Annotated in this window: 29 protein-coding genes; 10 read left to right on the forward strand and 19 right to left on the reverse strand. The window is 64.1% G+C overall.

All coding sequences use genetic code 11. The features are described 5' to 3' along the window. Window positions 1–240 precede the first annotated feature (240 nt). Entirely contained in the window at window positions 241–771 is a 531-nt protein-coding gene (locus HSEST_RS09740; protein WP_229120741.1) for a 50S ribosomal protein L16, read from the reverse strand. A 154-nt stretch (window positions 772–925) separates the two neighbouring features. Here HSEST_RS09740 and HSEST_RS09745 point away from each other — a divergent pair, with 154 nt between their 5' ends. Further along, window positions 926–1,930: a glutathione S-transferase family protein gene (locus HSEST_RS09745; RefSeq protein WP_229120742.1), complete on the forward strand. Its 1,005-nt coding sequence runs from the start codon at window positions 926–928 to the stop codon at window positions 1,928–1,930. A 24-nt stretch (window positions 1,931–1,954) separates the two neighbouring features. Here HSEST_RS09745 and HSEST_RS09750 read toward each other — a convergent pair whose 3' ends face one another. After that, window positions 1,955–2,218 carry a DUF7410 domain-containing protein gene (locus tag HSEST_RS09750; RefSeq protein ID WP_229120743.1) on the reverse strand — a complete coding sequence of 88 codons (264 nt, stop codon included), beginning with the start codon at window positions 2,216–2,218 and terminating at the stop codon, window positions 1,955–1,957. Beyond that, window positions 2,215–3,600: a hypothetical protein gene (locus HSEST_RS09755; RefSeq protein WP_229120744.1), complete on the reverse strand. Its 1,386-nt coding sequence runs from the start codon at window positions 3,598–3,600 to the stop codon at window positions 2,215–2,217. Before HSEST_RS09755 ends, HSEST_RS09750 begins: the two co-directional genes overlap by 4 nt. A 108-nt stretch (window positions 3,601–3,708) precedes the next feature. Between HSEST_RS09755 and HSEST_RS09760 the strand changes: the two genes are divergently transcribed. Further along, a complete protein-coding gene (locus HSEST_RS09760) occupies window positions 3,709–4,584 on the forward strand; it encodes a cytochrome c oxidase subunit 3 (protein ID WP_229120745.1) in 876 nt (291 codons plus the stop codon). A gap of 210 nt (window positions 4,585–4,794) precedes the next feature. Here HSEST_RS09760 and HSEST_RS09765 read toward each other — a convergent pair whose 3' ends face one another. The 4 genes from HSEST_RS09765 to HSEST_RS09780 all read right to left on the reverse strand — a co-directional run bounded on the left by HSEST_RS09765 (window position 4,795) and on the right by HSEST_RS09780 (window position 10,012). Then, window positions 4,795–5,733 (reverse strand): segregation/condensation protein A, encoded by a 939-nt coding sequence (locus tag HSEST_RS09765; protein WP_229120746.1) that lies wholly within the window; start codon window positions 5,731–5,733, stop codon window positions 4,795–4,797. After that, entirely contained in the window at window positions 5,730–6,116 is a 387-nt protein-coding gene (locus HSEST_RS09770; protein WP_229120747.1) for a cytochrome P450, read from the reverse strand. The genes HSEST_RS09765 and HSEST_RS09770 overlap by 4 nt, the downstream gene beginning before the upstream one ends. Continuing rightward, a complete protein-coding gene (gene smc / locus HSEST_RS09775; protein ID WP_229120748.1) occupies window positions 6,109–9,681 on the reverse strand; it encodes a chromosome segregation protein SMC in 3,573 nt (1,190 codons plus the stop codon). Before smc ends, HSEST_RS09770 begins: the two co-directional genes overlap by 8 nt. A 61-nt stretch (window positions 9,682–9,742) precedes the next feature. Beyond that, window positions 9,743–10,012 (reverse strand): DUF7518 family protein, encoded by a 270-nt coding sequence (locus HSEST_RS09780; protein WP_229120749.1) that lies wholly within the window; start codon window positions 10,010–10,012, stop codon window positions 9,743–9,745. 122 nt (window positions 10,013–10,134) lie between these two features. Between HSEST_RS09780 and rpiA the strand changes: the two genes are divergently transcribed. Next, window positions 10,135–10,815: a ribose-5-phosphate isomerase RpiA gene (rpiA, locus tag HSEST_RS09785; RefSeq protein ID WP_229120750.1), complete on the forward strand. Its 681-nt coding sequence runs from the start codon at window positions 10,135–10,137 to the stop codon at window positions 10,813–10,815. Window positions 10,816–10,834: 19 nt separating this feature from the next. On the opposite strand, the gene HSEST_RS09790 is transcribed toward rpiA, so the two are convergent. After that, window positions 10,835–11,830, reverse strand: coding sequence for an AEC family transporter (locus HSEST_RS09790; RefSeq protein ID WP_229120751.1), 996 nt, complete (start codon window positions 11,828–11,830; stop codon window positions 10,835–10,837). Between the two features lie 130 nt (window positions 11,831–11,960). Here HSEST_RS09790 and HSEST_RS09795 point away from each other — a divergent pair, with 130 nt between their 5' ends. Beyond that, the gene (locus HSEST_RS09795) at window positions 11,961–12,701 is read left to right on the forward strand and encodes a nucleoside phosphorylase (RefSeq protein ID WP_229120752.1); all 741 of its coding nucleotides are present in this window, start codon (window positions 11,961–11,963) and stop codon (window positions 12,699–12,701) included. Between the two features lie 100 nt (window positions 12,702–12,801). After that, the gene (locus HSEST_RS09800; RefSeq protein ID WP_229120753.1) at window positions 12,802–14,394 is read left to right on the forward strand and encodes an HPP family protein; all 1,593 of its coding nucleotides are present in this window, start codon (window positions 12,802–12,804) and stop codon (window positions 14,392–14,394) included. Here HSEST_RS09800 and HSEST_RS09805 read toward each other — a convergent pair. The 8 genes from HSEST_RS09805 to HSEST_RS09840 all read right to left on the reverse strand — a co-directional run bounded on the left by HSEST_RS09805 (window position 14,388) and on the right by HSEST_RS09840 (window position 20,710). Continuing rightward, the gene (locus tag HSEST_RS09805) at window positions 14,388–15,668 is read right to left on the reverse strand and encodes an NAD-binding protein (protein ID WP_229120754.1); all 1,281 of its coding nucleotides are present in this window, start codon (window positions 15,666–15,668) and stop codon (window positions 14,388–14,390) included. The two genes, HSEST_RS09800 and HSEST_RS09805, sit on opposite strands and share 7 nt — an antisense overlap. A 105-nt stretch (window positions 15,669–15,773) precedes the next feature. After that, a complete protein-coding gene (locus tag HSEST_RS09810) occupies window positions 15,774–16,643 on the reverse strand; it encodes a hypothetical protein (protein ID WP_229120755.1) in 870 nt (289 codons plus the stop codon). 70 nt (window positions 16,644–16,713) lie between these two features. Further along, complete coding sequence (locus HSEST_RS09815; RefSeq protein ID WP_229120756.1) at window positions 16,714–17,175, reverse strand: 30S ribosomal protein S19e; 462 nt, start codon at window positions 17,173–17,175, stop codon at window positions 16,714–16,716. Between the two features lie 75 nt (window positions 17,176–17,250). Next, window positions 17,251–17,961 (reverse strand): DUF47 family protein, encoded by a 711-nt coding sequence (locus HSEST_RS09820; protein WP_229120757.1) that lies wholly within the window; start codon window positions 17,959–17,961, stop codon window positions 17,251–17,253. Window positions 17,962–17,999: 38 nt separating this feature from the next. Then, window positions 18,000–18,767 (reverse strand): Nif3-like dinuclear metal center hexameric protein, encoded by a 768-nt coding sequence (locus tag HSEST_RS09825; protein WP_229120758.1) that lies wholly within the window; start codon window positions 18,765–18,767, stop codon window positions 18,000–18,002. A gap of 37 nt (window positions 18,768–18,804) precedes the next feature. Further along, entirely contained in the window at window positions 18,805–19,434 is a 630-nt protein-coding gene (locus tag HSEST_RS09830; protein WP_229120759.1) for a hypothetical protein, read from the reverse strand. 85 nt (window positions 19,435–19,519) lie between these two features. Continuing rightward, the gene (locus HSEST_RS09835; protein ID WP_229120760.1) at window positions 19,520–20,335 is read right to left on the reverse strand and encodes an arginase family protein; all 816 of its coding nucleotides are present in this window, start codon (window positions 20,333–20,335) and stop codon (window positions 19,520–19,522) included. After that, window positions 20,336–20,710, reverse strand: a complete 375-nt coding sequence (locus HSEST_RS09840; RefSeq protein ID WP_229120761.1) for a translation initiation factor IF-5A — start codon at window positions 20,708–20,710, stop codon at window positions 20,336–20,338. A 185-nt stretch (window positions 20,711–20,895) separates the two neighbouring features. Here HSEST_RS09840 and HSEST_RS09845 point away from each other — a divergent pair, with 185 nt between their 5' ends. The 3 genes from HSEST_RS09845 to HSEST_RS09855 all read left to right on the forward strand — a co-directional run bounded on the left by HSEST_RS09845 (window position 20,896) and on the right by HSEST_RS09855 (window position 22,085). Next, window positions 20,896–21,177 (forward strand): winged helix-turn-helix domain-containing protein, encoded by a 282-nt coding sequence (locus HSEST_RS09845; RefSeq protein WP_229120762.1) that lies wholly within the window; start codon window positions 20,896–20,898, stop codon window positions 21,175–21,177. Between the two features lie 67 nt (window positions 21,178–21,244). Further along, window positions 21,245–21,535 (forward strand): hypothetical protein, encoded by a 291-nt coding sequence (locus tag HSEST_RS09850; RefSeq protein ID WP_229120763.1) that lies wholly within the window; start codon window positions 21,245–21,247, stop codon window positions 21,533–21,535. 64 nt (window positions 21,536–21,599) lie between these two features. Beyond that, window positions 21,600–22,085, forward strand: coding sequence for a hypothetical protein (locus tag HSEST_RS09855; RefSeq protein ID WP_229120764.1), 486 nt, complete (start codon window positions 21,600–21,602; stop codon window positions 22,083–22,085). A gap of 65 nt (window positions 22,086–22,150) precedes the next feature. On the opposite strand, the gene HSEST_RS09860 is transcribed toward HSEST_RS09855, so the two are convergent. Continuing rightward, window positions 22,151–22,702 (reverse strand): peptidylprolyl isomerase, encoded by a 552-nt coding sequence (locus HSEST_RS09860; protein ID WP_324254828.1) that lies wholly within the window; start codon window positions 22,700–22,702, stop codon window positions 22,151–22,153. A 161-nt stretch (window positions 22,703–22,863) separates the two neighbouring features. Here HSEST_RS09860 and HSEST_RS09865 point away from each other — a divergent pair, with 161 nt between their 5' ends. Both HSEST_RS09865 and mptA read left to right on the forward strand, forming a co-directional pair. Further along, window positions 22,864–23,463, forward strand: a complete 600-nt coding sequence (locus HSEST_RS09865) for a response regulator transcription factor (protein ID WP_229120766.1) — start codon at window positions 22,864–22,866, stop codon at window positions 23,461–23,463. Between the two features lie 53 nt (window positions 23,464–23,516). Continuing rightward, window positions 23,517–24,449, forward strand: coding sequence for a GTP cyclohydrolase MptA (gene mptA / locus HSEST_RS09870; RefSeq protein WP_229120767.1), 933 nt, complete (start codon window positions 23,517–23,519; stop codon window positions 24,447–24,449). Window positions 24,450–24,463: 14 nt separating this feature from the next. On the opposite strand, the gene HSEST_RS09875 is transcribed toward mptA, so the two are convergent. Together HSEST_RS09875 and tnpA are read right to left on the reverse strand one after the other, a co-directional pair. Further along, the gene (locus HSEST_RS09875; protein WP_418886513.1) at window positions 24,464–25,618 is read right to left on the reverse strand and encodes an RNA-guided endonuclease TnpB family protein; all 1,155 of its coding nucleotides are present in this window, start codon (window positions 25,616–25,618) and stop codon (window positions 24,464–24,466) included. Between the two features lie 3 nt (window positions 25,619–25,621). After that, window positions 25,622–26,011, reverse strand: a complete 390-nt coding sequence (gene tnpA, locus HSEST_RS09880; protein ID WP_229120769.1) for an IS200/IS605 family transposase — start codon at window positions 26,009–26,011, stop codon at window positions 25,622–25,624. Window positions 26,012–26,211 lie beyond the last annotated feature (200 nt).

Raw genomic sequence — 26,211 nt, forward strand, 5'->3', positions numbered from 1 at the left:
GGGTCAAACCACTTGCTACTGGGTGTTCGACGTGTGGCAGGAACGAGTACGTCCGGGCGGCGGCCGGGAGCGGCGTTCATGGCGCTCCCCGGGACGGGCAGGCCTGCCGCTCGCAGCTCGCGAGCGGCTACAGAAAGCGCTGGCGTCTTGGCGAGCAGCCAGCGACCGCTGGCCGTCTCGATGCTGTCCTGGTGGACATGAAAAGGGCGAGCGGGCGCAGCCAGGCGCTCGCGAGGGATTTCAGGAGATGAGCAGCTCTTCGCCGCGTTCGACCTTGATGCGACACGGCGGCGTGATCTTGTTGTACGCGCGGCGGTAGGCCTCCTTGACCGCGTCGGCCTGATCGACGTCACAGTAGGCCGTAAAGAGACGCTCGCCTTTCTGGATGCGGGCGGCGGTGCCGACGATCTTCCCGAAGGCGGCGCGCATCCCGTCGGAGACACGGTCCGCGCCGGCGCCAGTGGCCTGTTTGTTCTCTCGGATGACCTGATGCGGGAACTTCCGGAGGGTCATCTTGTAGTTACCCTCACCGAGTTCCTTGATCAGGTGGCGGTTAGCCGACAGCCGAGCGGCCTCCATCGAGCCGTGACGCAACTGTACTTCCTCTTCGACGAGGAGGCTGATCTGGACGGGGTAGTCCTCGGACTCCTTGTCCTTGTTGCCCATCTGGTGCTGTGCGATCTTCGACCCGGGAATGCCAGTGATGTACTCGCGTCGGGTGTACGACGGCTTGTCGATGTTTCGATACATCGAGGCGGGTTTGTCCGACATAGGTACTCTTGAAGAATACGTGGCCCAGCGTCGGGATAAGGGCTTCGAACCCCACCGAATACTGTGTCGCCCTAGCAGGGCCAGGATGATACCGTCGGTCGGTGACATCGACGTTACTGGTCTGTTTTTCCGGGGGGAGGCCGTACGGGGAGCCATGAACATGCTCATCGACGGAGAGTGGCGAACCGACGCCTACCGAACCACGAACGAGGACGGGGAGTTCGAACGCCAGACGACCGCCTTCCGCGACTGGGTTCAGGACGAGCCGGACGCGCGGTTCCAGCCGGAAGCAGACCGGTATCACCTCTACGTCTGTCGGGCCTGTCCGTGGGCCCACCGGACGCTCGTCACGCGGAAACTGAAGGGGCTGGAAGACGTGATATCGGTCGACTACGTCGATCCCTACCGGGGTGAAGACGGCTGGCAGTTCACGCCCGAGAAGGACGGCTGCACGCCGGACACGGTCAGCGAGGCGGACTACCTGCGGGAGATCTACGTACAGGCCGATCCCGAGATGACGGGACGGGTCACCGTACCCGTGCTCTGGGACAAACAGGAGGGGACGATCGTCAACAACGAATCCGAGGAGATCATGCGGATGCTGGATACGGCGTTCGACGATGTCGCCGAGAACGACGTGGATCTCTACCCCGAGGGCTATCAAGAGGAAGTCGATCGGATCATCGACGCGATCTACGAGCCGATCAACAACGGCGTCTACCGCACCGGATTCGCCGATGCCCAGGAAGCCTACGACGAGGCCGTCGAGGAGTTGTTCGACGCGCTCGACCACTGGGATTCGGTGCTCGCCGACCAGCGGTATCTCGCCGGCGACCGCCTCACCGAGGCAGACATCGCGATGTTCACGACGCTGGTCCGGTTCGACGAAGTCTATCACACGCACTTCATGTGTAACCACACGCTCATCCGCGAGTACGATAACCTCTGGCCGTATCTTCGAGATGTCTATCAAACCGGGAATATCGCTGAGACCGTGAACATGGACCACATCAAGGAGCACTACTACACGACCCATCCCGACGTGAGTCCCAAGCGGATCGTCCCGAAGGGGCCGGATCCGGACTTCGAAGCCGACCCCGGCAGGGACGACCTCCCCGGCGAGCCGCCGGCCGACCTGCGCGCAGAGGCGACACAGTAGGCAGGCATAGTCAGCTGGGGTGGATCAGCTCAGCAGCGCGAACGCCATCAACAGGCCGAAATACAGCACGACGAGCACGCCGACGGCGGCGATCCGGTAGCGCTGGAGGGGGTCCGCTTCAGCCTCGTATGCGGACTCGAAAGCCGCCTGTTCCTCGGCGTCGATGCGGTCGGGATGATCGATCCCGCGGTGAAGCGCGAGGAGCCGTTCCTCGGGAAACGGCCGTCCACAATAGGGGCACTCGTAGACCGGTTCGCCCGGCGGTACGTCGTATGTATCGGTGATCATAGGAGCGGGGGTTCGATGGTCGGCTGGGAGACGATGAACAGGCTCGATATCGTGTACAAGATCATGACGACGGTATAGGGATACTGGCTACGGATCGCCTGTAGCCGGCCGGGAAAGCTGTCGAACGCGACTGCGTGGGCGGCCCAGATCGCCAGGACGTGTCCCAGTAGGACGGTCGCCAGTCCGACGGCGTCGAACCAGCCCGGCAGGACGAGCACGGGGACAGTTGCCCGAAGCGTCAGCGGCGTCGCCGCCGTCGTAGCCAGCGACGGGGCCAACGTCAGGAAATAGCCCAGATAGTGAGCGAGGTGATAGCCGGCAGCGATCGCCAGCAGGGGCGGAGCGAACCGACGGGCCAGCGTCGCCGTCGACAGGTAGGTCCCCGCGAGTCGTCGACTGTACCGCGTGCCGAGCAGATAGACGCCCACGAACAGCAGGTACCCGCCGGCGAGAACCAGCAGATACAGCGCCAGCGGCGGGACGCCGGCCTCGACGACCGGTGTCGCGGCCGATTCCCAGGCGGGCGTCGCGACAAATCCGTCGTACGTGGTCGCCCACACCAGCGCGATGACGAACCCGACTTCATCGAATCCGTCGATCAGCCGAGTCTCGGCGAGCGCCGTTCCGGGCAACCGCAGTTTGATCGATCCGTTTTCGCGGGCCAGCGGCGCGAGACGGCCGTAGTACCGGAACACGCGCGCGACCGGGTCGACCGTCCCGAACCAGCGGTCCGGGCCGTAGGTGAACGCTCCGAGCAACGTGACGCCCGTATAGCCGGCGACGACAGCCGCCAGCGTCCGTGGCTCGTCCGCGACCGGACTGACGACTTCGATCCAGATCAGCGCGAGCAGGCCGACGACGCTCGGCCAGGCGCCCAGGCGCTCGGGATAGGACGACTCCAGAGAAGGGAGCCGGTCCGCGAGCGTCCGCCAGGGATTGAGCGCCGGCCAGACAGAGCCGACGAGATACGTCGACATCGTGAACCCAGCCCACCAGCCGACCCACACTAGCAGGACCGCCGCGTTCGCAGTCCCTCGTGACGGTCCGAAAAGGGCGATGACGAACACCCACGCCAGTCCAGCGACGCCGAACAGACGGAGAAGCGGCCGCGCGAGGGGCTCCCCGACGATCGGAAGGTCGCGGCGCCAGCCGTGGATCGCGTCGATCAGCGCCCGATCAGTGACGAGTGACGCGAGCAGGAACGACGCGCCGATCGCGGCCCCGCCAGTCACCAGAAAGAGCCAGGTCGGGATGGCGACGGTCTCGCGACCGCCGTCGCTCAGCGCCGCCCCGTGTGCCGAGACCGAGCCGACGGCCACGGAAAGCAGCGCTAGAAGGCTCGCGAGCCGGCCATATCGACGGCGGGACCGACAGGCGCACATACACGATATCCTTGTGTGGCCTGTCGTGGAATAGCTTCCGGACGGAAGTATAAGCAAACACCCCCGTATTCAGGGGGATTTTTAATATCCGGCCCGCTACGGGTGGGTATGAGTACCGCAGACTCCGAGGACCACGGGGAACATCACCTCCCGGCAGTCGAGGACTGGCCCCGCGGGTTCGGCGAGGCCAGCTGGTGGCCGTTCGTGACAGCCGTGGGCGGGGCGCTGATCTACATTGGCCTGGCGCTCGTGATCTGGAGCCAGAGTTCGAATCCGACGCTGACGACACTCGGCGGACGAGCGATCACGCTCCGGGTCGCCGCCGGCGGTGTCCTCTCGGCGAGCGTCCTGCTGTTGCTGGGTGGGATCTACGGCTGGCTGTATCACGCGTTCGTGGCTAACTACTGGGAACACGGCACCGAGCAGCGAGGCAGTAGCTCCCTCCGGTTCGGCATGGTACTGTTCCTGGGTTCGGAGATCGCCACGTTCGGTGCTGGGTTCGTCTATTACTTCTTCATCCGGTCGGGCGCGTGGAGTACCGATGCGTTTCCCGAACTGCTCGGGAGTCTGGTCGTGATCAACACCGCGATCCTGCTCGCGAGTAGCGTGACCCTGCATTTCGCACACGTCGCGCTTCGCAACGGGAACCGCCGGCGATTCGTGCGGTTGCTCGGGGTGACACTCCTGCTCGGGATCGTCTTCATCGGCGGACAGGCCTACGAGTACTACGAATTTATCGTCCACGAGGGCTTCACGATCCAGGGCGGAGCGTTCAACAGCGCCTTCTACGGACTGACCGGGCTCCACGGCGCTCACGTGTCGCTGGGCGCACTCTTGCTCGGAATCGTCTTCGTGCGGAGCCTCATGGGCCAGTACACCGAGGATCGTCATACATCTGTCAGTACAGTCTCCATGTACTGGCACTTCGTCGATCTCGTGTGGGTCTTCCTCGTCGTCTCGCTGTACCTCGGTGCCGAACTCTGATCGCGATCAAAAATATTTTATAGTAAACTGGTGTCGGACTGCAACAAGGGATAGTGTCACACGCGGGGGAAAGGATCGCCGACCGCACTTGGGGGGTTGCCACTTGGGGGTGGCACCAATGGAAAACGCGACTTGCGGTCGGCCGCGGCCCCGCGCCAGTTTGCTGGCGCACTATCCCGGTTCGATTTCGTCGGTGGCGACCAGCCCGGATCAGTCGTCAGATGCAGGGCCGGCCCCGGAAGCGGTGGGGTCCTGGATCCAGAGGTCGCCGAAAAGATCGTCCTGAGACAGCAGGACCTCCCCCCGGTGAGACAGAAAGAGCAGTCCGAGGAACGTCTCGACACGGGAGCCGGTAACGTCGCTGATCTCACGATAGAGAACTTCCGATCGGCCGGCGTTGTACTGCTCGTTGAGCACACGTTCGACGCTGCCGATGATCTCGTCGATGTTTTCGGCGTGGGCCGTCCCCGTGACCTCGGCCGCGGTCGGCTCCTCGTCCATCCGAAGATCGTCGGCACTTCGATAGTCGAGTTGCTGCGTCCCGCGCTGATACCCGTGTGGGGAGTCGCTGGTGTCGTACTCCCGGGATTCTTTCCACCAGGTGCCCCGCTCGGCATCGCGGAGTTCCCGGACAAGTTCGTCCAGCGTCTGGGGCATCCCGCGAGCGCGCTTGCGCTCGAGTCGGCGGTCGATCTCGGCGTCGAGTTGATCGAAGGGGTCGACGCCCAACTCGTCCTCGCCGAGCGGCTCGACCCAGGGGTCGTCGCCGTCAGCGGGTCCCTGATCCGCAGATTCGCCGTCGTCCAGCATAGCATCACTTTTCATGCGCACGAGCACACTCGCGTAGAACAGCGCACGGCCGGACGTTCGCAGATCCGCCTCTTCGAGTGCGTCGAGGAACTTGTCCGTCACCCGGACGACATCGATATCCCAGGGGTCGATCTCCCCGTCCTCCGCGAGCTGGACGAGCACTTCGACCGGCTCGACATCGTCTCCCGGCGTGCCGTCCGGCTCCGGCGGTCCGCCCGGATCACCCGATTTGCCGCCCGCGAGAACGCTGGTGCCGCCGTCGGGCAAACTGCGGTCGTCGTCCGGTTCCTCCCGGGTCTCGTGACCTGTGATGTCTAGCGGAATCTCGTCGTCAGTCATGGCTCGCCTCCAGGTTGCCACGCGACCGCGCTCGTGAGTCGCGTCTGGCTCCCCCGCTCGCTTTTTCGAGGATCTTCACTTCGTTCAGAACCTCCGGAGTCGCGTCTCTCCCCCCGCTCCCCGTTCTCGCTTTTTTCGAGGATCTTCACTTCGTTCAGATCCTCGCTAGTCTCGCGGGTCGCTTCGCTCGCGGGTCGATGCCCCTCCCCGCTCACTTTTTCGAGGATCTTCACTTCGTTCAGATCCTCGCTAGTCTCGCGGGTCGCTTCGCTCGCGGGTCGATTCTCTCCCCACTCGCGTCCGAGACGCTCCTGACAGTCGCGTCTCGCTCTCCCCGCTCGACTGTCGGAGACGCTCACTACCGTTCGCGTCTCCCTAGTCATCAGCAGGAACACCTCCTGCACTCAGATCGATCCCGGTAACCGCCGAGACGTTGTCCTGTTGCATCGTGACGCCGATTGCCCGTTCGGACCGTTCGAGCAGCGCCGAGCGATGGGAAACGACGACGAACTGGGCGTCCCCGGCGAGTTCGTCGACCATCTCTCCGACCCGCTCGGCGTTGGCCGCGTCGAGAAACGCGTCGATCTCGTCGAGCGCGTAGAACGGTGCCGGGTTGTGTCGCTGGATCGCGAAGATGAACGCGAGCGCTGTCAGCGATTTCTCGCCGCCGCTCATGGCATTGAGCCGCTGAATCGGCTTGTCGCCAGGCTGGGCCTTCATCGTCAACCCGCCGTCGAAGGGATCGTCCTCGTTTTCGAGATACAGGTGACCCGTCCCGTTCGAGAGGCGCTCGAAGATCGACTCGAAGTGATCGTTGATCGACTCGAAGGCGTCCATGAACGTCTCCTTCTTGCGCGCCTCGTAGGTCGCGATCCGCTCGCGGATCCCGTCTGCCTCCTCCTGAAGCGTGGCGCGTTTCTCCTCTAAGTCTTCGAGATCGGCCTGGACGTTGTCGTATTCCTCGATCGCGAGCATGTTGACCGGTTCTAGCGCCTCCATCTCGCTCTCCAGGCGACCGATCTGCGACTCGACCGTGTGGTGGTCCGGGATCTCCTCGGGGTCGTAGTCGCCGACCTCGCTCTCGAGTTCGTCGATCTCCCAGTCGAGGCGCTCTGCCGTCTCCTCCAGGGTGTCGAGATCGCTCTGAACGCGCTCGACGGCCTCTTTCTGCTCGTCGCGTGCGTCTTTGGCCGCGCGCATCTCCTCACGGAGATCCTCGCGTTCGGCCTTGAGATCGGCCAGCTCGTCTTCGAGGTCCTCGACCGCGGCTTCTTTCTCGGCGAGGACCGCCTCTTTGTCCTCGATCTTGCTCTCCAGTTCGGCGATCTCCTTCTGGCGGTCTGCCTTGCGGTTCTGTGCCGTCTCGATTCTCTCGTGGAGATCCTCGATGGCGTCCTCGGCGTACTCTTTCTCCAGTTGCTTCTCGTTCAGGTCGGCGTCCAGCCCGTCGACCTGCTCCTGGAGGTCGTCGATCTCCTCGTTGATAGCCTCTGCCTCGTCGGTGAGATCGGGCAGCTCGGAGTCTTCGATCTCCGCTTCGAGCTCTGCGATGTCCGTTTCGATCGCCTCGATCTCGGCTTCCTTCGCTTCGATGTCGGCTTCGATCTCGTCCATCCGATCGGAGACCTCCTCGCGTTCGGCCTCGATTTCTTCGAGGTCGTCTTCGAGATCGGCAATCTCCTCGTGGACGCCTTCGCGTTCGTCCTCTCGCTTTTCGATCTCGGCTTCGATGTCCCGGACCTGCTCTGTGGCATCGGACTTCCGGTCACGGGCGTCCTCAAGGCGGTCCTCGACGTCGCGGATGTCGGCACGGATGTCCTGGCGCTGGTCTTCGAGGTCGTTGATCCGCTGGGCGACCCGTTCGAGTTTCCCCTCGCTGCCCGCAAAGGAGTAGCGAGAGCCGCTCTGGGAGCCGCCGGTCATCGCACCGCTCTTCTCGACCAGATCGCCCTCCAGGGTCACCAGCCGGAACTCGCCCATCAACTCGCGGGCGGTCGCCATGTCCTCGACGACGAGCGTATCGCCCAGCACGTACGAGAAGACCGGCGCGTACTCGCTGTCGAAATCCACGAGGTTGTAAGCGAAATCGACCACACCCGGATGGTCGGGCTTGCCGGGCAGCGACCGGTGTTGCATCTCCGTGATCGGCAGGAACGTCGCCCGGCCGGCGTTGCGGGACTTGAGGTACTCGATGCACTGCTGGCCGACGCCGTCGTCATCGACCACGACGTGTGCCATCCGCCCGCCGGCCGCGGTTTCACAGGCGGTCGCGTACGTGCCGCTGACGCTGCCGAGCTGAGCGACTGTCCCGTGGACGCCCTCCTTGTCGGCGTTGAGGATCGTCGTCACCGCCCGGCCGTAGGAGCTGTCGCCGCTGTCGTCGGCTTTGGCCTCCAGCTGGGCGTACTCCTGCTGTTTGGCGCTGATCTCGTCCTCGATGGATTCGAGATCCGACTGCAGTTCACGCTTCTCTTCGGTAAGGTCCTCGACGACATCGGCGATCGTCTCGCGGTTCTGCTCGGCCTTGTCCAGTTCCGCCCGCAAGTCCTCGAGTTCGGCCTCGATCTCGGGGATCCGGGCCTCGGCGTCTTCGATCGCCGCTTCCTTCTCTCGCTGGTCGTTCGAGCGCCGCCGCGCCTCATCGAGCAGTCGATCCTGCTCGTGCTGGAGGTCGTTGCGCTCGGATTTAGCTTCCGCGAGGTCGTCCTTGCGCGATTCGAGCTCCTCGCGGACGTCGTCGAACTCCTCACCCAGCGCCTCGATTTCGGCCTCGACCGACTCCAGTTCGGCTTCCCGCTCCTGGATCTCGGCCATCAGTGAGGACTTGTTGACCTTGATCTCGCGGATCTCGCCCTCCAGATCGTCGATCGTCTCCTGCTTGCGGTCGATCTCGACGAAGGCCTGCCGACGCTCGGTTTCGGCGTCTTCCAGTTTCTCCTCGGCGGTGTCGATCTTGTCCTCCAGCCGTGAGATCTCGCCTTTGACCTCCTCAATCTCGCGTTTGAGCTGGAGTTGCTCGTCTTCGCCTTTCCGTTCGATCTCGCGGTTGAGTTCGGCCAGTTCGTCCTCCAGTCGGACGACCTTGCCCTCCCGTTCGTCGAGTTCGGCCTGCAACTCGGCGAGTTCGTCCTCCGTCTCGTCGATCTCGTCGCGGACCGCCGCGAGATCGTCCCGCTTGTCCTCCAGTTCGGCCGCCTTGCGGTAGCCCTCGTACTCTTCTTTTTGCTCGCGGAGATCCTGGTATTCGAGGGCGGTCTCGCGTTCGTCTTCGAGCTGATCGAGCCGATCCTGTTTCTCCTCGATGCGGAGATCGGCCTCCTCGATGCGGTCTTCGACGACGTCCAGTTCCTCGAAGGCGTCCTCCTTTTTCGCGTCGAACTCGGCGACGCCCGCGATCTCGTCGATGATCTGGCGGCGGGCGTGTGGAGTCATGTTGATGATCTCGGTCACGTCGCCCTGCATGACGACGTTGTACCCCTCCGGCGTGATCCCGGCCTGTGCGAGCAGGTCTTGGATGTCCGAGAGGTTGACCGACCGACCGTTGATGTAGTAATACGAGTAGTAGTTGTCGTCGGTCTCCTTGACGCGGCGCTTGATCGTGATCTCGTCGATCTCGCCGACCTTGTCGGTCCCGGCGGCGTTGACGACCTGTGAGCGATCGAGCGTGCCGTCGGCGTTGTCCAGCACGACCTCGACGCTGGCCTCCCGTTCGCCGGCCGTCTCGGCGCTTTCGTCCTGGTGGCCGGGGTTGTAGATGAGGTCAGTCAGCTTCTCGGCGCGAATGCCCGAGGTCCGGGCCAGTCCGAGCGCGAATAGCACGGCGTCGATAATGTTGGACTTCCCGGAGCCGTTCGGGCCGCTGATGGTGGTGAAGTCCTCGTAGAAGGGGATTCGTGTCTTCCGACCGAAGCTCTTGAAGTTGTCGAGTACGAGCTCTTTGATGTGCATAGGGGGTCAATGCTCCGCTGACGCCGGTTGGGCACCCGGTGGCGTCATACGGCAGTCCGTATCATGCGATGATGATGTCCGAATCGCCGTCCGTCTCCGGTTCGTCGTTGCGCTGCTCGTCCGTTGGATCGGTTTCCTGGGTGTTAGGTTCTTCGGCCGAGTCCGGCTCCGCGGCTTCCGAATCCGGACTGAACCCCATATCGGCGTCGACGGCGTTCTCCAGTTCCCGAATGCGAACCTTGCACTCGACCAGCTCGTCCGTCAGCCCGTCGACAGTCGCCTGCAGTTGATTGACCTGCTCTTCGAGCTCTTCGACGCGGTTACCGCACATATCCCTACCACACGTCCCCGTCCGGATAAACTTACGTCAGACATTCACATAGCAGCTGATACGTCCTCCCATCCCGGACCCGGACGCGAACGCTTTTCCGGACACCGCTCGGCCCAACAGGTATGAAACGCGGAGGGTCCGACGAACAGAAGCGCGCCGCAGGCGAATCCGCGGTCGACGCCGTCTCGAACGGGATGGTCGTCGGCCTTGGAACCGGAAGCACGACTGCCTACGCGATCCGTAAGCTCGGCAGACTGATCGATGACGGCATGGACATCGAGGGAATCCCGACCTCCTACCAGTCACGGCAGCTGGCCCGCGAGGTCGGGATTCCGCTGACGAGCCTCGAAGACGCGACGCCCGACCTGGCGATCGACGGGGCCGATCAGGTCGCCGACGGGACGCTGATCAAGGGCGGCGGCGCGGCCCATACTCGGGAAAAGCTGGTCGACGCTGCCGCCGACCGGCTGCTCGTCGTCGTCGACCCGACGAAGGAGGCGGACGCCCTCGATCATCCGGTGGCGGTCGAGGTGCTCCCGGACGCCCGGCGGACGGTCGCCGAGGCGGTGACCGATCTCGGCGGCGACCCGCAACTCAGGGCAGCCGAGCGCAAGGACGGCCCCGTCGTCACCGACAACGGCAACCTCGTGCTGGACTGTGACTTCGGGACGATCGAGGATCCGGCGGCGCTTGCGAGGGAGCTCTCGATGGTGCCTGGCGTGCTCGAACACGGCCTGTTTGTCGGGCTGGCCGACGAGATCCACTGTGGGACTGACGACGGCGTTCGCGTGAAGGAGCTATAGCGGGGTCACCCGGGGTGTTCTAGAGGACGATCCCGGTCTGCAGAATTGCGATCAGCGCAGTCAGCGTCGGGATCGAGACGAGCGTCGAGGTGAACACGACCGTCGAGACGTACGATTCCGGCGTGACGCCCTCGACCGAGCCGCCGGAGAACTCGCCAACGAGGATCAGCGGCGTCACGGCCGCCGGCGTCGCACATTCGAGGACGAACACCCGGGCGACAGTCGCCTGCGGCCCCTCCAGTCCGAGTCTGGCAAACGCTGCCAGCGAAAGCAGTGCGACGCCGACGGCGACGGCCGGCGCGAGGACCATCTTCAACGCGTTCGCGCGGACGACGCTGCCCAGGGCGGCCCCGAGTTCGGCGTTCGACAGCTGGATCCCGAGTAACAGCAACATCACGGGGATCGAGGCGTTGCCGACCATCCCGACGGTCTCCATGGTGGCGCTCTCGGCGGGTGGGAGAACCCCAAGCGATCCCGCGACCAGTCCGACGACGACGGCGTAGACGAGCGGGATCGAGAAGATCCGCCGAACGCCCGCCAACGCGCTCTCGTCGCGACCGCGGGCGGCGAGGTAGACCCCGAGCGTGTACAGCAGGACGCTCTGGACGACGATAAAGAGGACAGCCGTCGAGCGACCGACCGAGCCAAAGGCGAAATCGGACAGCGGGATGCCGTAGTTGCCGGCGTTACTGAACGAGCTCGTCAGTACGAACGCCCCGAGCAGGGGTTCGGTCTCGCCGGCGATCCGGCCGATTCCCTCGGCGAGAGCAGCCATCGTCAGGGTGAACCCCGTGACGCCGATGGCCAGCCACAGCAGCGTCTCCCCGCCCAGCGGCGTGGTCGCGACGCTGTGAAAGACCAGTGCCGGCGCGAGCACGTAGACGGTAATCGTGTTCAGCGGCCCGGCGTCGACGTCCTGCGTCCGGCCGAGCGCGTACCCGACCGCGGCGATGGCGATGATCGGCGCGATGGCGGTCGCGAAGATCGACAGCAGTCCCGAGTCGACTGGCGACACGAACGGGAGTCGCCCCGGAGCGTGCTTGTGCGTTGTGGATCGTTCCGGGGTTTGCACGTCTCGGTTCAACTCGCGGCACGTGCGTCGCGGATCGGCCCGATTTTTGTCCCCCGAGCACCCACCGCGAGACATGGCCAAACAGCCACACTTGCTCGTCGAGGAGGGCGACGTTCACGATCTGGCGCTCGTGCCGGGCGATCCCGGCCGCGTCGACCGCATCGCCGACCACTGTGAGGACATCGAACTCGTCGCCGAGAACCGCGAGTACAGGGTCGTCAACGCCACCTACGAGGGGCGACCGCTGACGATCTGTTCGACCGGCATCGGCAGTCCATCGGCCGCGATCGCCATCGAGGAACTGGCCGCGGTGGGCGTCGAGACCGTCCTCCGCGTGGGGACGACCGGCGCGCTCCAGTCGGGCATCGAGATCGGCGACATGATCGTCGCCACGGGCGCAGCCAAAGACGAGGGGACGACCAAACGCTACGAGTCCGCGACCGTTCCCGCCGTGGCCGAGTACGGCGTCCTCTCCGGGCTCGTCGACACAGCTGAACGGATCGAAGACGGGACGACCGGCGGGACCGTCCACGTCGGCCCGCTCGCGACTGACGACGCCTTCTACGCCGAAACGGACGAATACGTCGAGGCCTGGGAGGCGGCCGGGTTGCTGGCCGTCGAAATGGAGGCGGCGGCGCTGTTCACACTTGCCCGCCGGAAGGGGCTCGCCGCTGGCGCGATCTGCACCGTCGACGGCAACCTCGTCGAGGGGACCCAGAAAGGCGAAACCGAGAGCGAGGAACTCCCGGAGAAAGCCAGGAACAACGTCGAGCGGGCGATCGAGATAGCGCTCGAAGCCGCCGTGAAACTGTAACGCGAGGTCCCGTCGTGAGACTGCCGACAGTGTGAGGCCCGCGCGACGCGGAACAGGGCCGCGGATTTTTTGTCTCTGTGGGTGGATCGAACGGTAAGCTATGCTTGGCCCGGCCGAACGCGTGCGAGGGCTCCGGAAGCAACTCTCCAGACGGTTCCACGGGCAGGTCCGGGCGTTTCGCCGCTGGATCGAGAACACCCGCAACCTGGTACACCTCTCGGTGCTCGTCGCGCTGCCGCTGTTGCTGGGAGCCGTGACGGCGCTGTCGAACGCGATCGACCTCCTGCCGTTTCTCCTGTTCCCGCCGCTAGCGTCGGGGTCGTACACCCTCTTTGCCAACCCCGAGAGTCGCTACGCCTCGCCGCGGCGGTTCGTCGCTGGCCTCACCGCGGGCGCGTTCTCGGGCTGGATCGCCCTGGAACTCGCGCTTCGATTCTGGTATCAGCCCCAGCCCCAGACACTGGCTGCCGATCCCGGTGCCGTCGCACTCGGACTGCTTTTGACCGGTGTCGTCACCTGGGGGCTCGACATCGAAGAGGCGTCGGCGTTCGCAACGGCTCTTTTGGTGCACGTCACCGGCGCGAATCAGTTCGCGTATGTCCTCAGCGTTGCGGCGTCGAGTACTCTGGTGGCCGGCGCGTTCGTCCTCTGGCGGGACACGGTCTACGAACAGCGAGCGAACATCCTCTACGAGTCGACCCGGGGCGACGATCACGTGCTGGTCCCGACCGGCGGCCCCCACGAGGACGCGACCGCGATGCTGGGTGCGCGGCTCGCGGCCGCCCACGACGCGGGGAAGGTCGTCCTCTGTGATATCGTCGAAGACGAGGACATCGCCGCTCAGGAGCAGGCGCTGCTCGACGGGCACGGGGCTCGAACTGACGAGGAGAGCGACGTGCTCGTCCCGCAAGCCGACTCGGCCGGCGTCCAGCCGGGCGACGTACACCAGAACTGGGCCGATTTCGAGCGCGAACCACCCGATCACAGCGAGGGGGTGGACGCCGGCGATATCAGCCAGGACTGGGACGCCTACGACGAACGAGCGATCCGGGACCGTGCCAGAGATCGGGCCGTGGCGTCGTCGGCGACTGCACTGGAGGCCCGTGCCGAACGCATCGAGACGGTCGTCGGCGTCCCCTGTGAGGTCGTCGTCGCGGCCGGCAGCGGATCCCGTGCCCGGACGATCGCCAGGACGGCCAAAGAGACCGGCTGTGATCTGATAACGGTCCCCTATCGGACCGGGAACGATGGCCCCGCCCCGCATATCCGCGAACTGTTCCGGGGCGACATCGACGTGCTCGTCCACCAGTCCTACGACGGGCGGGCCCGGTGGTCGCGGGTCCTGGTGCCGGTGCGACAGGCCAGCGACGTCTCTCATGCCATGATCGACTTCGCGACGCGACTGACCGGCGGCACAGTCAGCGTGTGCCACTGTATCGACGCCGAACGCGAGCGTCGCGACGCCGAGGAGATGCTCGCGAACCTCGCCGAAACCGCGGACGGCCGCGTCGAGACGCGAGTCGCTCGCGCCGATATCGCGTCATTCCTCGAAGCAAACGCCAGCCAGTTCGACCTGATCGTGCTGGGATCGAGCCGGGACCGGAGCACCGCCTCGCGGTTCCTCTCGCCGCCGACGTACGAGCGGCTCGGGGATCTCGAATCGGACATCGCGATTCTCGACCGGAACTATTGAACACCGTCAGTGTCTGCTCGTGACCTACTGTCAGTGTCGGACCGTGACCCGCCGTCAGTGTCGGACGAAGATTCGTCCTCGGCGATCTCTTCGACATCCGCGCCCGAAGTGCCGAGGATCCGATCGGCGACCGACTCGACTTCGGCCCGACCCAGCGCCGACTGGACGAGCAAGTGTCCGCCGATGAGAGCCGGGCTGATGACGGTGTCAGCGCCGGCGCGCCGGAGTTTGTCGATGTTCTGTCGATCGGTCGCCGCCGCGACGATCCGGATGTCAGGGTTGAGCTCGCGGGCAGTTAAGATCGCCAGCGCGTCCTCGGCGTCGTTGTTGGTCGCGGCCAGCGCGCCCGCCGCGCGTTCGATCCCGGCGTCGAGCAACGGCTGTTCGTCGCTCGGATCGCCCGTCAGGACGGTCACGTCGCGACTCCGTAGCGACGACGCCCGGTCCGTGTCCGGTGTAACGACAATGTAGGAGCTATCGGCCGTCGTCAGTTCTTCGAGAATCGGTTCAGTCAGTTCGCCGTACCCCATGACGATGATGTGATTGTCGAGCATATTGAGTTGGGCCTCCGAAACCTGGCCGAGCGCGGCGGCAAACCGGGCTTCGAGCGCCGGGCCCAGTAGCGTCCCGGCGGCGGCGCCGAAGCTGGCGACGCCGAGCACGAGCACGGACATGCTGAACAGTTGGCCGATCTGCGTGGCGGCCGTGATGTCGCCGTAGCCGACCGTCGAGGCTGTCACGAGCGTGAAGTAGAACGCGTCCAGCGCCGTGTTCACGGCCGGGAAGTGCTCGCGCAGTGCGTAGGTCCCGACAGTGCCGTAGATCTGTGCGCCGACCAGCGCCGCCAGCGCCGCCATCTGAGCCGTCGAGAGCGACCACGAGTTCGTATACTGGTCCCGGCTGACCACAACCAGCGGGATCGACACCAGCGAGAGGGCGATCAGCGGCGTTGAGGTCGGCACCGGGACGCCGACCAGCGGCAACGTGAGCACGCCAGCCTGGACGAATCCCTGCAGCGCGGTGACCGGCAACAAAATCAGCGTCGAGTACCAGGCCGCACGCAGGCGTTTCCGGAGGCCATAGGCGCTGACCAGCATGAGAAAACCGGTCAGCGCGCCGGTGAATCCGGCGAGACGCTGGACCGATTCCGGGACGTAGACACCCAGCAAGACGAGTTCCTGGGAAGCGATATTGATGACCCCGACCGCAAACGAGAGGGCCGCGACGACCGTCACCAGCCAGACGGTCGTCCGTGCCCTCGGTCGCCAGACCATACCGCACTGTCGGCCGGGGAACGGTATAAACGTCACCGTCCAGGTCGCGATGCGATCGAACGGTGAAAACAGCGGATCAGCGGGAATTTGAGGGGGCGAGCCGGACTACTTGACGCCCTCGACTTCGAGCCAGGGGACCTCGACGAGCGCCGGGATGTGCGTCTCGATGTGGTGTTCCCAGACGCCTTCCTCGCCGAACGCTTCGCCGTGGTCGGCCGTGACGACGACGTCTCCATCAAGGTCCTCGACGAGATCGACGACCGACTCCATCGCGATCCGGAGGTTCTCCTCGTAGAGATTCATCGCCGCGCCGCGCGTCCCGTCTTTCATCACCGCACGCGGACCGAGTTCCAGCCACAGTCCCATCTTCTGGGCGAATTCGCTGTCGTCGAGCACGCTCTCGACCTTCGGGCGGACCGTCCCGACAACCGACGAGAGCACGCCGTCCTCGTCCTCGGACTGAGACTGCTGGGCACCCTGGCGTTTGATCCCCTTCTGAATCTGCTTGAGTTTCTGGCCCGTGCCACGCGAGAGGTACGGCGCGTGGGGTTGCATGTAGTGGATGACCGTGCGCTCGGCGGCCTCGACGGCGTCCTGATTGGCGTAGAAGGCCTCGTTGAGGCTGTCCGGCGGGACTGTCTCCAGGTCGTCGTCCCAGCCGGACTGCCAGACGTCGATGATATTGCTGATATGCTCGGTTGCCGTCCACTCGTAGCCGGAACTGGCACCCCACTTGAGTTCGTTGAGCGGGATCCCCAGATCGTTGATGAAGGGGTTCCCGGAAAAGTACGCGAGGTCGTGCTCGCCGGTGAACGTCTTCGAGGCCCATTCGGGGGTCGAGGAGCCGATACTCGTTCGCTTTTCGAGATCGCCCTCGAGATAGTCCTCGTAGACCTCGCTGAAGACGTCGTACCGGCAGGCGTCCAGTACGAGAATGTAGTCCCAGTCCGATTCGAGGAAGTTGTGATCCGCCATCACTGGACAGTAGTTCGTGCGTGTCTATCTATGTCTTTGGATTGCAGTCGAGAAAGTGGCTGCCAGGCGATTAGGCGTAGCGTTCGAGTTCGGGTCGGTCGATCTCCTCGAGCACGTCGTCGGCGATCGAATCGAGCAGCTGTCGTCCCTCGGCGGTGACCACACGGCCGTCGTTGCCTTTCGTTTCGACGTAGCCGGCGTCCTCAAGCTGCTGGAGCCCGGTGCGGATGATCTTTCGCGAGCCGTCGCTCTGGCTCGGGGGCCGGACCTGATAGCGGTTGGAACCGCCCTTCGTGTTGCCGTAGGCGGTGGCGAGCGATCCGACACCGACGGGGCCGTCGACGGCGACCTTTCGCAGCAGGCTGGCTGTACGGCGCGACCAGAAGTCGTCCTGCTCGGGCGGGAGCTCGCGGTCGACGCCGGTGGTCGTGAACTCGATCCAGTCGGGTGCCTCGACGTCGCCGTCGTCGGCGAGTCGGTCCGCGACGGCCTCGATGAGGTCCTCCGCGGGGACATCGTACAGTGTCGTCATTGAGCGTTTATACTGCGGTCGGTCATTTAAGGACATCGTCTCACGACGGCGAGCGAGCCGACGCTCCCGTGCGAGTCAGTTTATATCGGGACCGTCCTCGGCGACGATACCGGGCGCGTTACTGGCGACGATGATGATCTCTTCGGTGATGTCTTCCATCTGGTTGGCCAGATCGTCAAAGAGGATGGCCAACTCGCGGTACATCAGCGGTTGTTCGATCGAATCGTCCGCGAAGGCCGTCGCGATCACGTCGTTTCGGATCTCGTCACACCGGCTCTCCATATCTCTGATCGCCTGAATCTCCTCGGTGAGGGAGTCCGAAGCCTCGTAGGTGCCGAGATCGCGGACGAACCGCTCGATGACCGCCTCGAGCAACTCCGTCGTGTCCGCGACCTCGGCGGCCATCCGCTGGAGCCCCTCGAAACATGCGTTGTCGTGTGCCGGTCGCATCATATCGATCTCGTGAGCGATCCGCTCGGTGATGTTCACGACGACGTCGATCGTCCGGTAGAACTCGACGAGGGCGGACTGATTGTAGTTGATGCGCGTGTTGAGTTTGCCCATGTCGATGGGGTCGGCGTTTGTGATCAACGCGACGATCGCGAGATTGCGGTCGTCACAGTCACTTTCGAAGTCCTCGATCGACTCGATGGTCTCGCTGTAGTCTTCTCCGGCGGCGTACTGCTCGAGTAGTTCGGGCAGGAGCTCGATACCTGCCTGGAAGCTGTCCAGGTAGGCATCGGTGTGCGATTCGAGTTGCTGGCTGAAACTGGCTCCCTCGGACATACGACAGGCCAGGACGGCCGCAAGTAAAGAGTATTCGACTAGAGCCCGGTCGGTTCATGGATGAACGTCGTCTTCAGCCCCCACTCCTCGAGGCGATCCTGCAGGGCCTTGACCCCGAAGGTCTCGGTCGCGTAGTGGCCGGCGAAGAAGGCGTGAATCCCGTGTTCTTTCGCGAGATGGTAGGCTTTCTGCTTGCCTTCACCGGTAATGAAGGCGTCAGCACCGCTCTCGGCGGCTTCCTCCAGCCAGTCGACGCCGCTGCCAGTGACGATCGCGATGTCCTCGATCCGATCCGGTCCGAACTCCAGCACCTGTACGCCTTCGCCGCCGTGGACGAGTTCACCCGCAAGCAAGTCGTGCAGTGCGTCGACGCTGTAGGCGTCCGGAGCGGTCCCGCGCTGGCCGACGTGGACCGGGCCGAGTTCGCCGAACGGCTCGGTGTCGGTCAGCTCCAGGAGGTCGGCCAACCCGGCCGCGTTGCCGAGCGTCTGGTGGCCGTCCAGCGGGAGATGGGCCGCATACAGCGCCAGACCGTCCTCGATCAGCGGTGCGAGTCGCCGGTAAGCCGTCCCCGTCACGCGGTCGATCCCGCCCCAGGAGATGCCGTGATGGGCGATCACGAGGTCGGCCTGGGCGTCGACGGCCTGCTCGATCGTCGAGACGGCGGCATCGACGGTGACGGCGACCCGGGCGACCTCCCGATCGGCCGGACCGACCTGGAGCCCGTTGGCGCTCGCGTCGACGTCAGCGTACTCCTCGACTGCCAGTCGTTCGTCCAGCCGTTCGGCGAGTTCACCACAGCGCATAGTCCTCGTTCAGCGTCCTGTAGTGTAGTGGTTGCGATCACGCCCGGACGAGTTCGTCGCCGCGGTCTTCGAGCACGCCGCGGTCGATCAGGGCGTCCAGGATCGCGTGTGTCGTATTCCGATCGATCCCGTAGGCGCTCCGAGCGACGACAGTGATCTCCTCGATCTCGACGGGAAACTCGCGGTTCTGCAGGAGTTTCACGACCTTGTTGTACTCGGCACGCTCGAAGCTAGCGTCGTCCTGGGAATTGCCAGCCTGCTCGTCAGTGCTGTCGGACGTGGCCTCGTCCCCGGTCACAGTTGCGCCATCGGTCGTTTCTCGATCCCCCATCGCGGCAGCGTCCGCAGCTCGATCGTCCGAGGGCGTATCACCGTCGCCGTTGATCGGTTCGACATCAGTCGCGGTCATGTGGTCCTCGTCTGTTGGTTGCTCGAGCGTCTCCAGCGGGTCGTCGTCGAGGTCGACCGAGGGGCCGTCGGTCGCCGATCCGCCGTCGATGGCGGCAGCCAGCACGTCCTCGACGACGGTGGTCAACTTCTGGCGACACGACGGACACAGGACGACTGTTCGTCCGGTCTCGATGCGGTCTGACGTGACGAGCGAGTACTCCTGGAGTTGTGCGTCGACAGCGTCCCCGCAGAAATAACACGACGCGAGTCGATCCATATCGGTAACAAACGGGCACGGACCAAAACTATGGGTGCCTGACACCGAGGAGCGATACAGGGGGCAGTCGACCGTATGCTGAGGGTTACCGATCCGCCGTCGCATCCGCGTGCGCGAAGACGAACCCGCGAGCGAGTTTCGCTCCGAGGACGGCGGCCTGGTCGTCGTCCTGGTCGTTCACTTCGACCACGTCGGCACCGACAGCGTGAGGAGCGACCGCCCGAACGACCCGCCGCATCGTGGCCGGATCGAGTCCAAACGGTTCGAGCGTCCCCGTGCCCGGTGCGAACCCGGGGTCGGCCGCGTCGATGTCGACGCTCAGGTACGCCTGTCCGTCCAGTTGCGGTTTCCAGTCAGGGACCTCGGCCGGGGGCACGACCGTCACGTCGGCCTCGGCCGCTCGGTCCCACTCGCGTTCGCTGCCGGCACGCGCGCCGAGAATCACGGCCCGATCGGCGACATCCAGCGCGTGGTTGGTGACCGTCGAGTGGCTGTACGGATCGCCACCGAACTCCTCGCGGAGGTCGAGATGAGCGTCCAGACAGACGAACACGTCCGGATCCAGCGCCCGGACGGCCGCGACGGTGACGGTGTGCTCGCCGCCGAGCAATAGGGGAATCGCACCGTCTCGGTCAGCATCGCCGAGCACCCCTTCGAGATAGGTCAGATATTCCCCGACATCCCCGCCAGGCCGGACGTCGCCGTGGTCGTGGACAGCGAGGTCAGTGAAGCGACTGTCGGTGTGGTGGTCGTAATCCTCGAAGGATTCAGCGACGGCACGGATGCGCCGCGGGCCGAACCGCGTTCCGGGCTGGTAGGTCGTCGAGCGGTCGAGCGGTGCACCGACGACGACGTACTCGGCGGTCGCTCGATCCGCGTGCGCACCCGGGAACCCCGACATTCAGACGATCTTGCGCTGGCCCTCGTACTCGAGGAACTCGATCTCGTCGTCGGGACTCAGATCGGCCTCGTCGGGACTGACCATCACGAACGTCTCGTAAGTCTCGAGGTCCATAACCTGCAGTTCGTCACTTTCGACGTTGACGACCTGACCCTGCTTGCGCTCGATGATCGGGACCCACACCTTCGCGTCGACCGGCTGGGAGAGCGATCGCTTCTTGCCGTCGAAGACGCCCTTGCCCTCGATTCGAGCCTTGGCGCTGCCGTGTTTGCCCGGCTTGGCCGTGCTGTAACCGGTGATCTTGCACGGCGTCTCGTCCATCATCACGTAGCTGCCCTCGTCGAGCTCGCGGACCTCTGTCTGCTCTTTCGCCATGTAGCGTCGTTGCCCCCCGCCCAGTATAAACGGTTTGGAACGCCGCGAGAACGAAGTCGGTCGCCCGCTCGATCCAGAACGTGCATCCGGGCGCTTTGGCTTTGCGGCACTGCAGCGGCGGGTGACGATCGACCGGAGAGACCGGGCGGGACGTTTACATTACAGCCGGGCGAATCGAGGAGTGAATGGAGGGCGTGCTCTGGCAGTTGCTGGCGAGTTCCCGCGGGGCCGAGACGCGCGCTCACCTCCTGAGAGCGATCGACTCCCGGCCGCGCAATCCCAACCAACTCGCCGACGCCCTGGAAATGGACTACACGACGATCCGTCACCACCTCAGGGTGCTCGAAGAAAACAACGTCGTTACCGCCTCCAGCGACGACTACGGTGCCGTGTACCTGCCGACCGAACAAGTACGGAGTCACTGGGACACTGTCGAAGAGATCCTCGACACCGTCGTAGAGGATTGATCATGGGACGAAATTTGGAAAGTGCATATACTCTCGGCCGATCAAGGGGGTACCGATGGGCGTTTGGATGACTGTCGCGCAGGTCGCCGCCGCGAGCAATCTCGTGCTCATTGGAGCGATGAGTGCCATCTGGTTGCGAAACTACCGCCGCTACGGGGCCAGCCACACGCTGGCGTATCTGGTGTTCGCGGCGTTTCTGCTGGTCGAGAACGTGATCTGGCTGTACCTGTACCTCCTCAACGACGCGTTCGTTGGCTGGTACGCGGTGGCCACGCCGACGATACAGGTCGGAATGGCGCTGCTCTGTGGGCTGGAAACCCTCGCACTGGTCGCGATCGCACGGATCACGCTGGTCTGATTCCGGATGAAATTCGGATCGAGTTCGGAAATCGTACTTACCTTACCCGTCCGTGTATCCTGTCATGGAACCGACGAGACGACAATTCCTCGGGACGGCCGTACTCGCAGCCGCGGTCACCGGCTGTTCCGGAAGAGATAGATCGAACCCGACGACGGACGACGTGACGGTTTCGGTCCGGTCGACCGACGACCACGACGACATTCTGGTCGGCCCGGACGAGATGACCCTGTACATGTTCGCCCCCGACGAAGACGCAGGCGGGAGCACGTGTTACGACGCCTGTGCGGCCACGTGGCCGCCACTGACCGTGGCCGAAAGCCCGTCCGCAGCCGACAACGTGACGGCGACCCTGTCGACGATCACCCGCGACGACGGGTCGACGCAAGTCCTGGCCGGAGAGTGGCCGCTGTATTACTACGGGGGCGACGACAGCCCCGGTGACGTCGACGGGCAAGGCATCGACGACGAGTGGTACGTGCTCCAGCCGGATGGATCGCCACTCCGGGAACCGCCGACGACGGACGACGGCGGTGGAATCGGATACTGATACTGCCGGCTGGACGCTCGGACAGCGGGATGCCGAACGCCTTCGAAACGGCACAGCCCACAGCGTCAGTCGTGAACCTCGACGCTTTCGAGGGTGATCGGTGAGGTCGGTTGGTCGTTCGCGTCGGTGTCCGCCGAGCCGATGGCCTCGACGACATCCATCCCGTCAATCACTTCGCCGAAGACCGGGTGCTTGTCGTCGAGATGGGGCTGGGCCGCGAGTGTGATGAAGAACTGCGAGCCGTTGGTGTTCGGGCCGCGGTTGGCCATCGAGAGGACCCCGGGGCCGTCGTGGCGCAGTTCCTCGTGGAACTCGTCGTCGAAAGTGTAGCCGGGACCGCCGCGGCCGTTGCCCAGCGGGTCGCCGACCTGGACCATGAAGCCCTCGATCACGCGATGGAACTCCACCCCGTCGTAGAGGGGATCGATCCGCTTTTCGCCGGTGTCGGGATCCTCCCACGCGCCGGTGCCGGGCGCAATCTCCGTGTTCTCGTAGTCGTTGGCGCCCTCGGCCAGACCGACAAAGTTCTCGACCGTCCGGGGCGCTCGTTCCTCGAACAGCTGTACCTCGATATCGCCCTCGCTCGTGTGCAGCGTCGCAGTCAGATCCGAACTCATGGGCGTCACTGGCAGTCCGGGCGGCATAACAGTGGCGGTGCGGGAACACGTCGGCTCCGCCACGGGCAGAACAACCGCCCGACGGCAACGGGTATCGTGTCGGTTCGCTAACTCATGGCCAGAACCCTTTTGGTCGTCGGTGAACGTCTCTCACGTATCGCATGTCATCCGGTGACACGCAGACGGTCCTCGTCGTGGACGACGAACCGGACGTCGCTGACGCCTACGCCGCACAGCTGCGCGAGCAGTACACTGTGCGGACGGCTTACAGCGGCCAGAAGGCACTGGACGCGATCGACGAGACGATCGACGTCGTGTTGCTGGACCGGCGGATGCCGGAGATGTCCGGCGACGAAGTGCTCCGGACCCTGCGCTCGGACGGAATCGAGACACGGGTCGCGATGGTGACGGCCGTCGATCCGGATTTCGACATCATCGAGATGCCCTTCGACGACTATCTGACCAAGCCAGTCTCGCGATCGGAACTGTTCGAGACCGTCAGGCGGTTGCTCACGTGTGCCAAATACGACGAGCAGTTCCAGCAGTTCTACTCGCTGACGAGCAAGCTCGCGACGCTGCAGGCCAACAAGAGCCAGTCCACGTTAGCGGAAAGCGAGGAGTACGCCGAACTCACGGAGCGACGGGAGGCGGTCCGCGAGCACCTCGACGAGACGCTCTCGGAGTTCAACGACGACGCGTTCGCTGCGATGTTCCGCGAGTTGAACCCGAGCCCGCCGCTTCCCGACGAAGTGATCGAGTGAGAGAGTGTCGCTTCCGAAAGCCCTAACGTCGGTTCGCCCATAGGACGGGCCGAATGAGCGAGCAGTTGCCGGACGTCCAGGCGACCAGTCCGGACGTTACCGTGGGGTTGAATCGGGTCGGCGTCACCGGCGTCGAGAAACTCGTCAAGCTCGGTCGCGAGGACAAGCGACCGATCGTCCTGATGGCCGAGTTCGAGGTCTTCGTGGACCTGCCGTCCTGGCGGAAGGGCGCGGACATGTCCCGAAACATGGAGGTCATCGACGAGACGCTGGAAGCCGCCGTCGCCGAAGAAGTCTACCGCGTCGAGAACGTCTGTGGCGAGGCCGCCGAACGTCTGCTGGAGAAACACGACTACACCGAACAGGCCGAGGTGAAGATGGAGGCGGAATACGTCACGCGCGAGGAGACACCTGTAAGCGAGAAACCGACGCAGTCGACTGCCGACATCATCGCGTCGGCGACCGCAACCGAAGACGGTACCAGAGAGGAGATCGGTGCCGAAGTCACGGGCATGACGGTCTGCCCCTGCAGTCAGGGGATGTCCGTCGCGCGGGCCAGACAGACGCTGAACGACCTCGACGTCGAGGAGGAGGTCATCGACGAGTTTCTGGAGACGGTCCCACAGCCGGGACACTCCCAACGTGGGCACGCGACGCTGACCGTCGAGACCGACGGTGACCCCCCGGTCGATCTCAACGAGCTCATCGAGATCGCCCGCGAGTCGATGAGCGCCCGGATCTACAACCTGGCCAAACGCCCCGACGAGGACCACATGACCTACCAGTCCCACAGCGACGCCAAGTTCGTCGAGGACTGCGTCCGATCGATGGCTGAGGGTGTCGTCGAAGCGTACCCCGACCTGGGCGACGACGCAATCGTCCGCATGGAACAGTCGAACGACGAGTCGATCCACCAGCACAACGCCCACGCTGAGCGCGTCGCAGCCTTCGGAGATCTAGCCAGCGAGGTCAACGGCGACGACTGACATCCTCCACATAGCTAAAGCCGTGGGGTTCCCCCACTGGGGGTTGAATCCACGAGTAGCCGGAGGTTCGCAGGTTCGTCGTCCCGTGGGACGATGACCTGCGTTTCGGGCTGTGCCAGTACAGCCCCCGCCTCGGACAGCGGTTTCGAGAACTTGCCCAAGGCTCGTTTGCCAATATTGAGCGCACCGTTCTTGTCGGCATTGTCGTCCAGCCCACACTTTGGACACTCGAAGCGACCCTGCGTTGCTCGGACACCTTCGCAGGCACAGCGGTTGCACGTCTGCGACGTGTCGTATTCTTCGACCAACTGCACCTCGATACCCGCGTCGTAGGCCTTGTACTCGATGTAGTTCAAAAGGCGGGCGAACGGCATCTTGTGGGTCTTGTCGTTGACATACCGCCCTTTGTCGTTGTCTTTGCGAATCCCGCCGAGGTCGCCCACGACGATGACCGCGTTCCGTTCCTCAGCATCTTCTACAATCGAGCGAGCAATCTTGTGGAGGCGGTCGTCCACCTTTCGTGCCTCAGCGTCACCGATACGCTCGACTACCTGCTGTCCTTGTCGGGGTTTCGCCTTCCCGATGGACTTCCGCAATTGCTTGTAGTGTTCGCGGAGACGGCGCACTTCCTCGCCGTAGAACGTGGTCTTGCGGTCGGAAAGGAACGCGCAGGTAGCCATCCACCGTGCGCCTATGTCGATTGCCAGTACGTCGTCGTACTCGTCTTGGACGGTCACAGACCGCTTGACGACGAGATGGACGTACCAGTCACCGTCACGGCACACCAGTTCGCTGTCTCGAAGATTTCCCTCACGGACGAGTTGTGCGTCCTTTCGTGGGACGTGGGCTGGACACCAGATTGAGTTGCCCTGTCCTTTCTCGGGGTCATAGACAGGGACTTTCACCCACCACGACGAGAGAACGGTGTCCTCATCGTAGGCCACGTCGAACACGTCGTTGCGAAGGACGACAGGTTGTTCCGTACCGAGGTTCGGGTCTTTCTGCCGTTGTACTTTCGACGCCTGCTGGTCGGTTGCAGAGTACAGGTCAGCGTCTCCACCGTGAACTGCAGTCTGGAACGCCTCGTACTCACGGGCGAGCAGGTCAGCCTTCCTGTTGGTCAGCGAGTGAAGTTTGACCCGCACCGTGGTTGAGACGCTCCGTTGCAATAACTACTCACCTGCTTGGGCGTCGATGTACTCCTCAATGATTTCGCTGGACACGTCGTCCGCGCTTGAGACGAAGTACGAGCGCGTCCACAGCGACGGCAAGCCGAAGTCGAACTCGTCGCGGAGATGCCGCGAGGAGTAGCCCTTGACCTGTTGCATTATCTTGTTCGGGGCGAGTGTCGGGTCGCCCGTGATGAACAGGTGTACGTGGTCGGGGCGAATCGCCAACTCCAGTATCTCTAACCCGAGTTCGTCGGCCTTCTCCTCGATGAGTTCTTCGAGACGGGCGCGTACCCCGCCCTCAAGCACCGATTTACGGTATTTCGGACACCAGATGAAGTGGTACTGGAGTTTGTGGACGCTCGTACGTTCCCTGTCGAACCCACGAGGCATCGTCAGTATATAGATATCACTCACCTAAAGATGTTACGCAAACATCCAACCCCAGCCGTGGCTATGAACGTGGAGAGATTCCCAGTTGTCGGCTTCATCCACACCCGTAAACGGGTGGGCTTTCGCCTCGCTACCGCTGTAATCTCCACGGGCGGCTCACGGGAAGACGTGTCGCTCTCGATTTTGACCGGATATCATAC

The organism is Halapricum desulfuricans (assembly GCF_017094465.1).
In the GTDB taxonomy this organism is placed as follows: domain Archaea; phylum Halobacteriota; class Halobacteria; order Halobacteriales; family Haloarculaceae; genus Halapricum.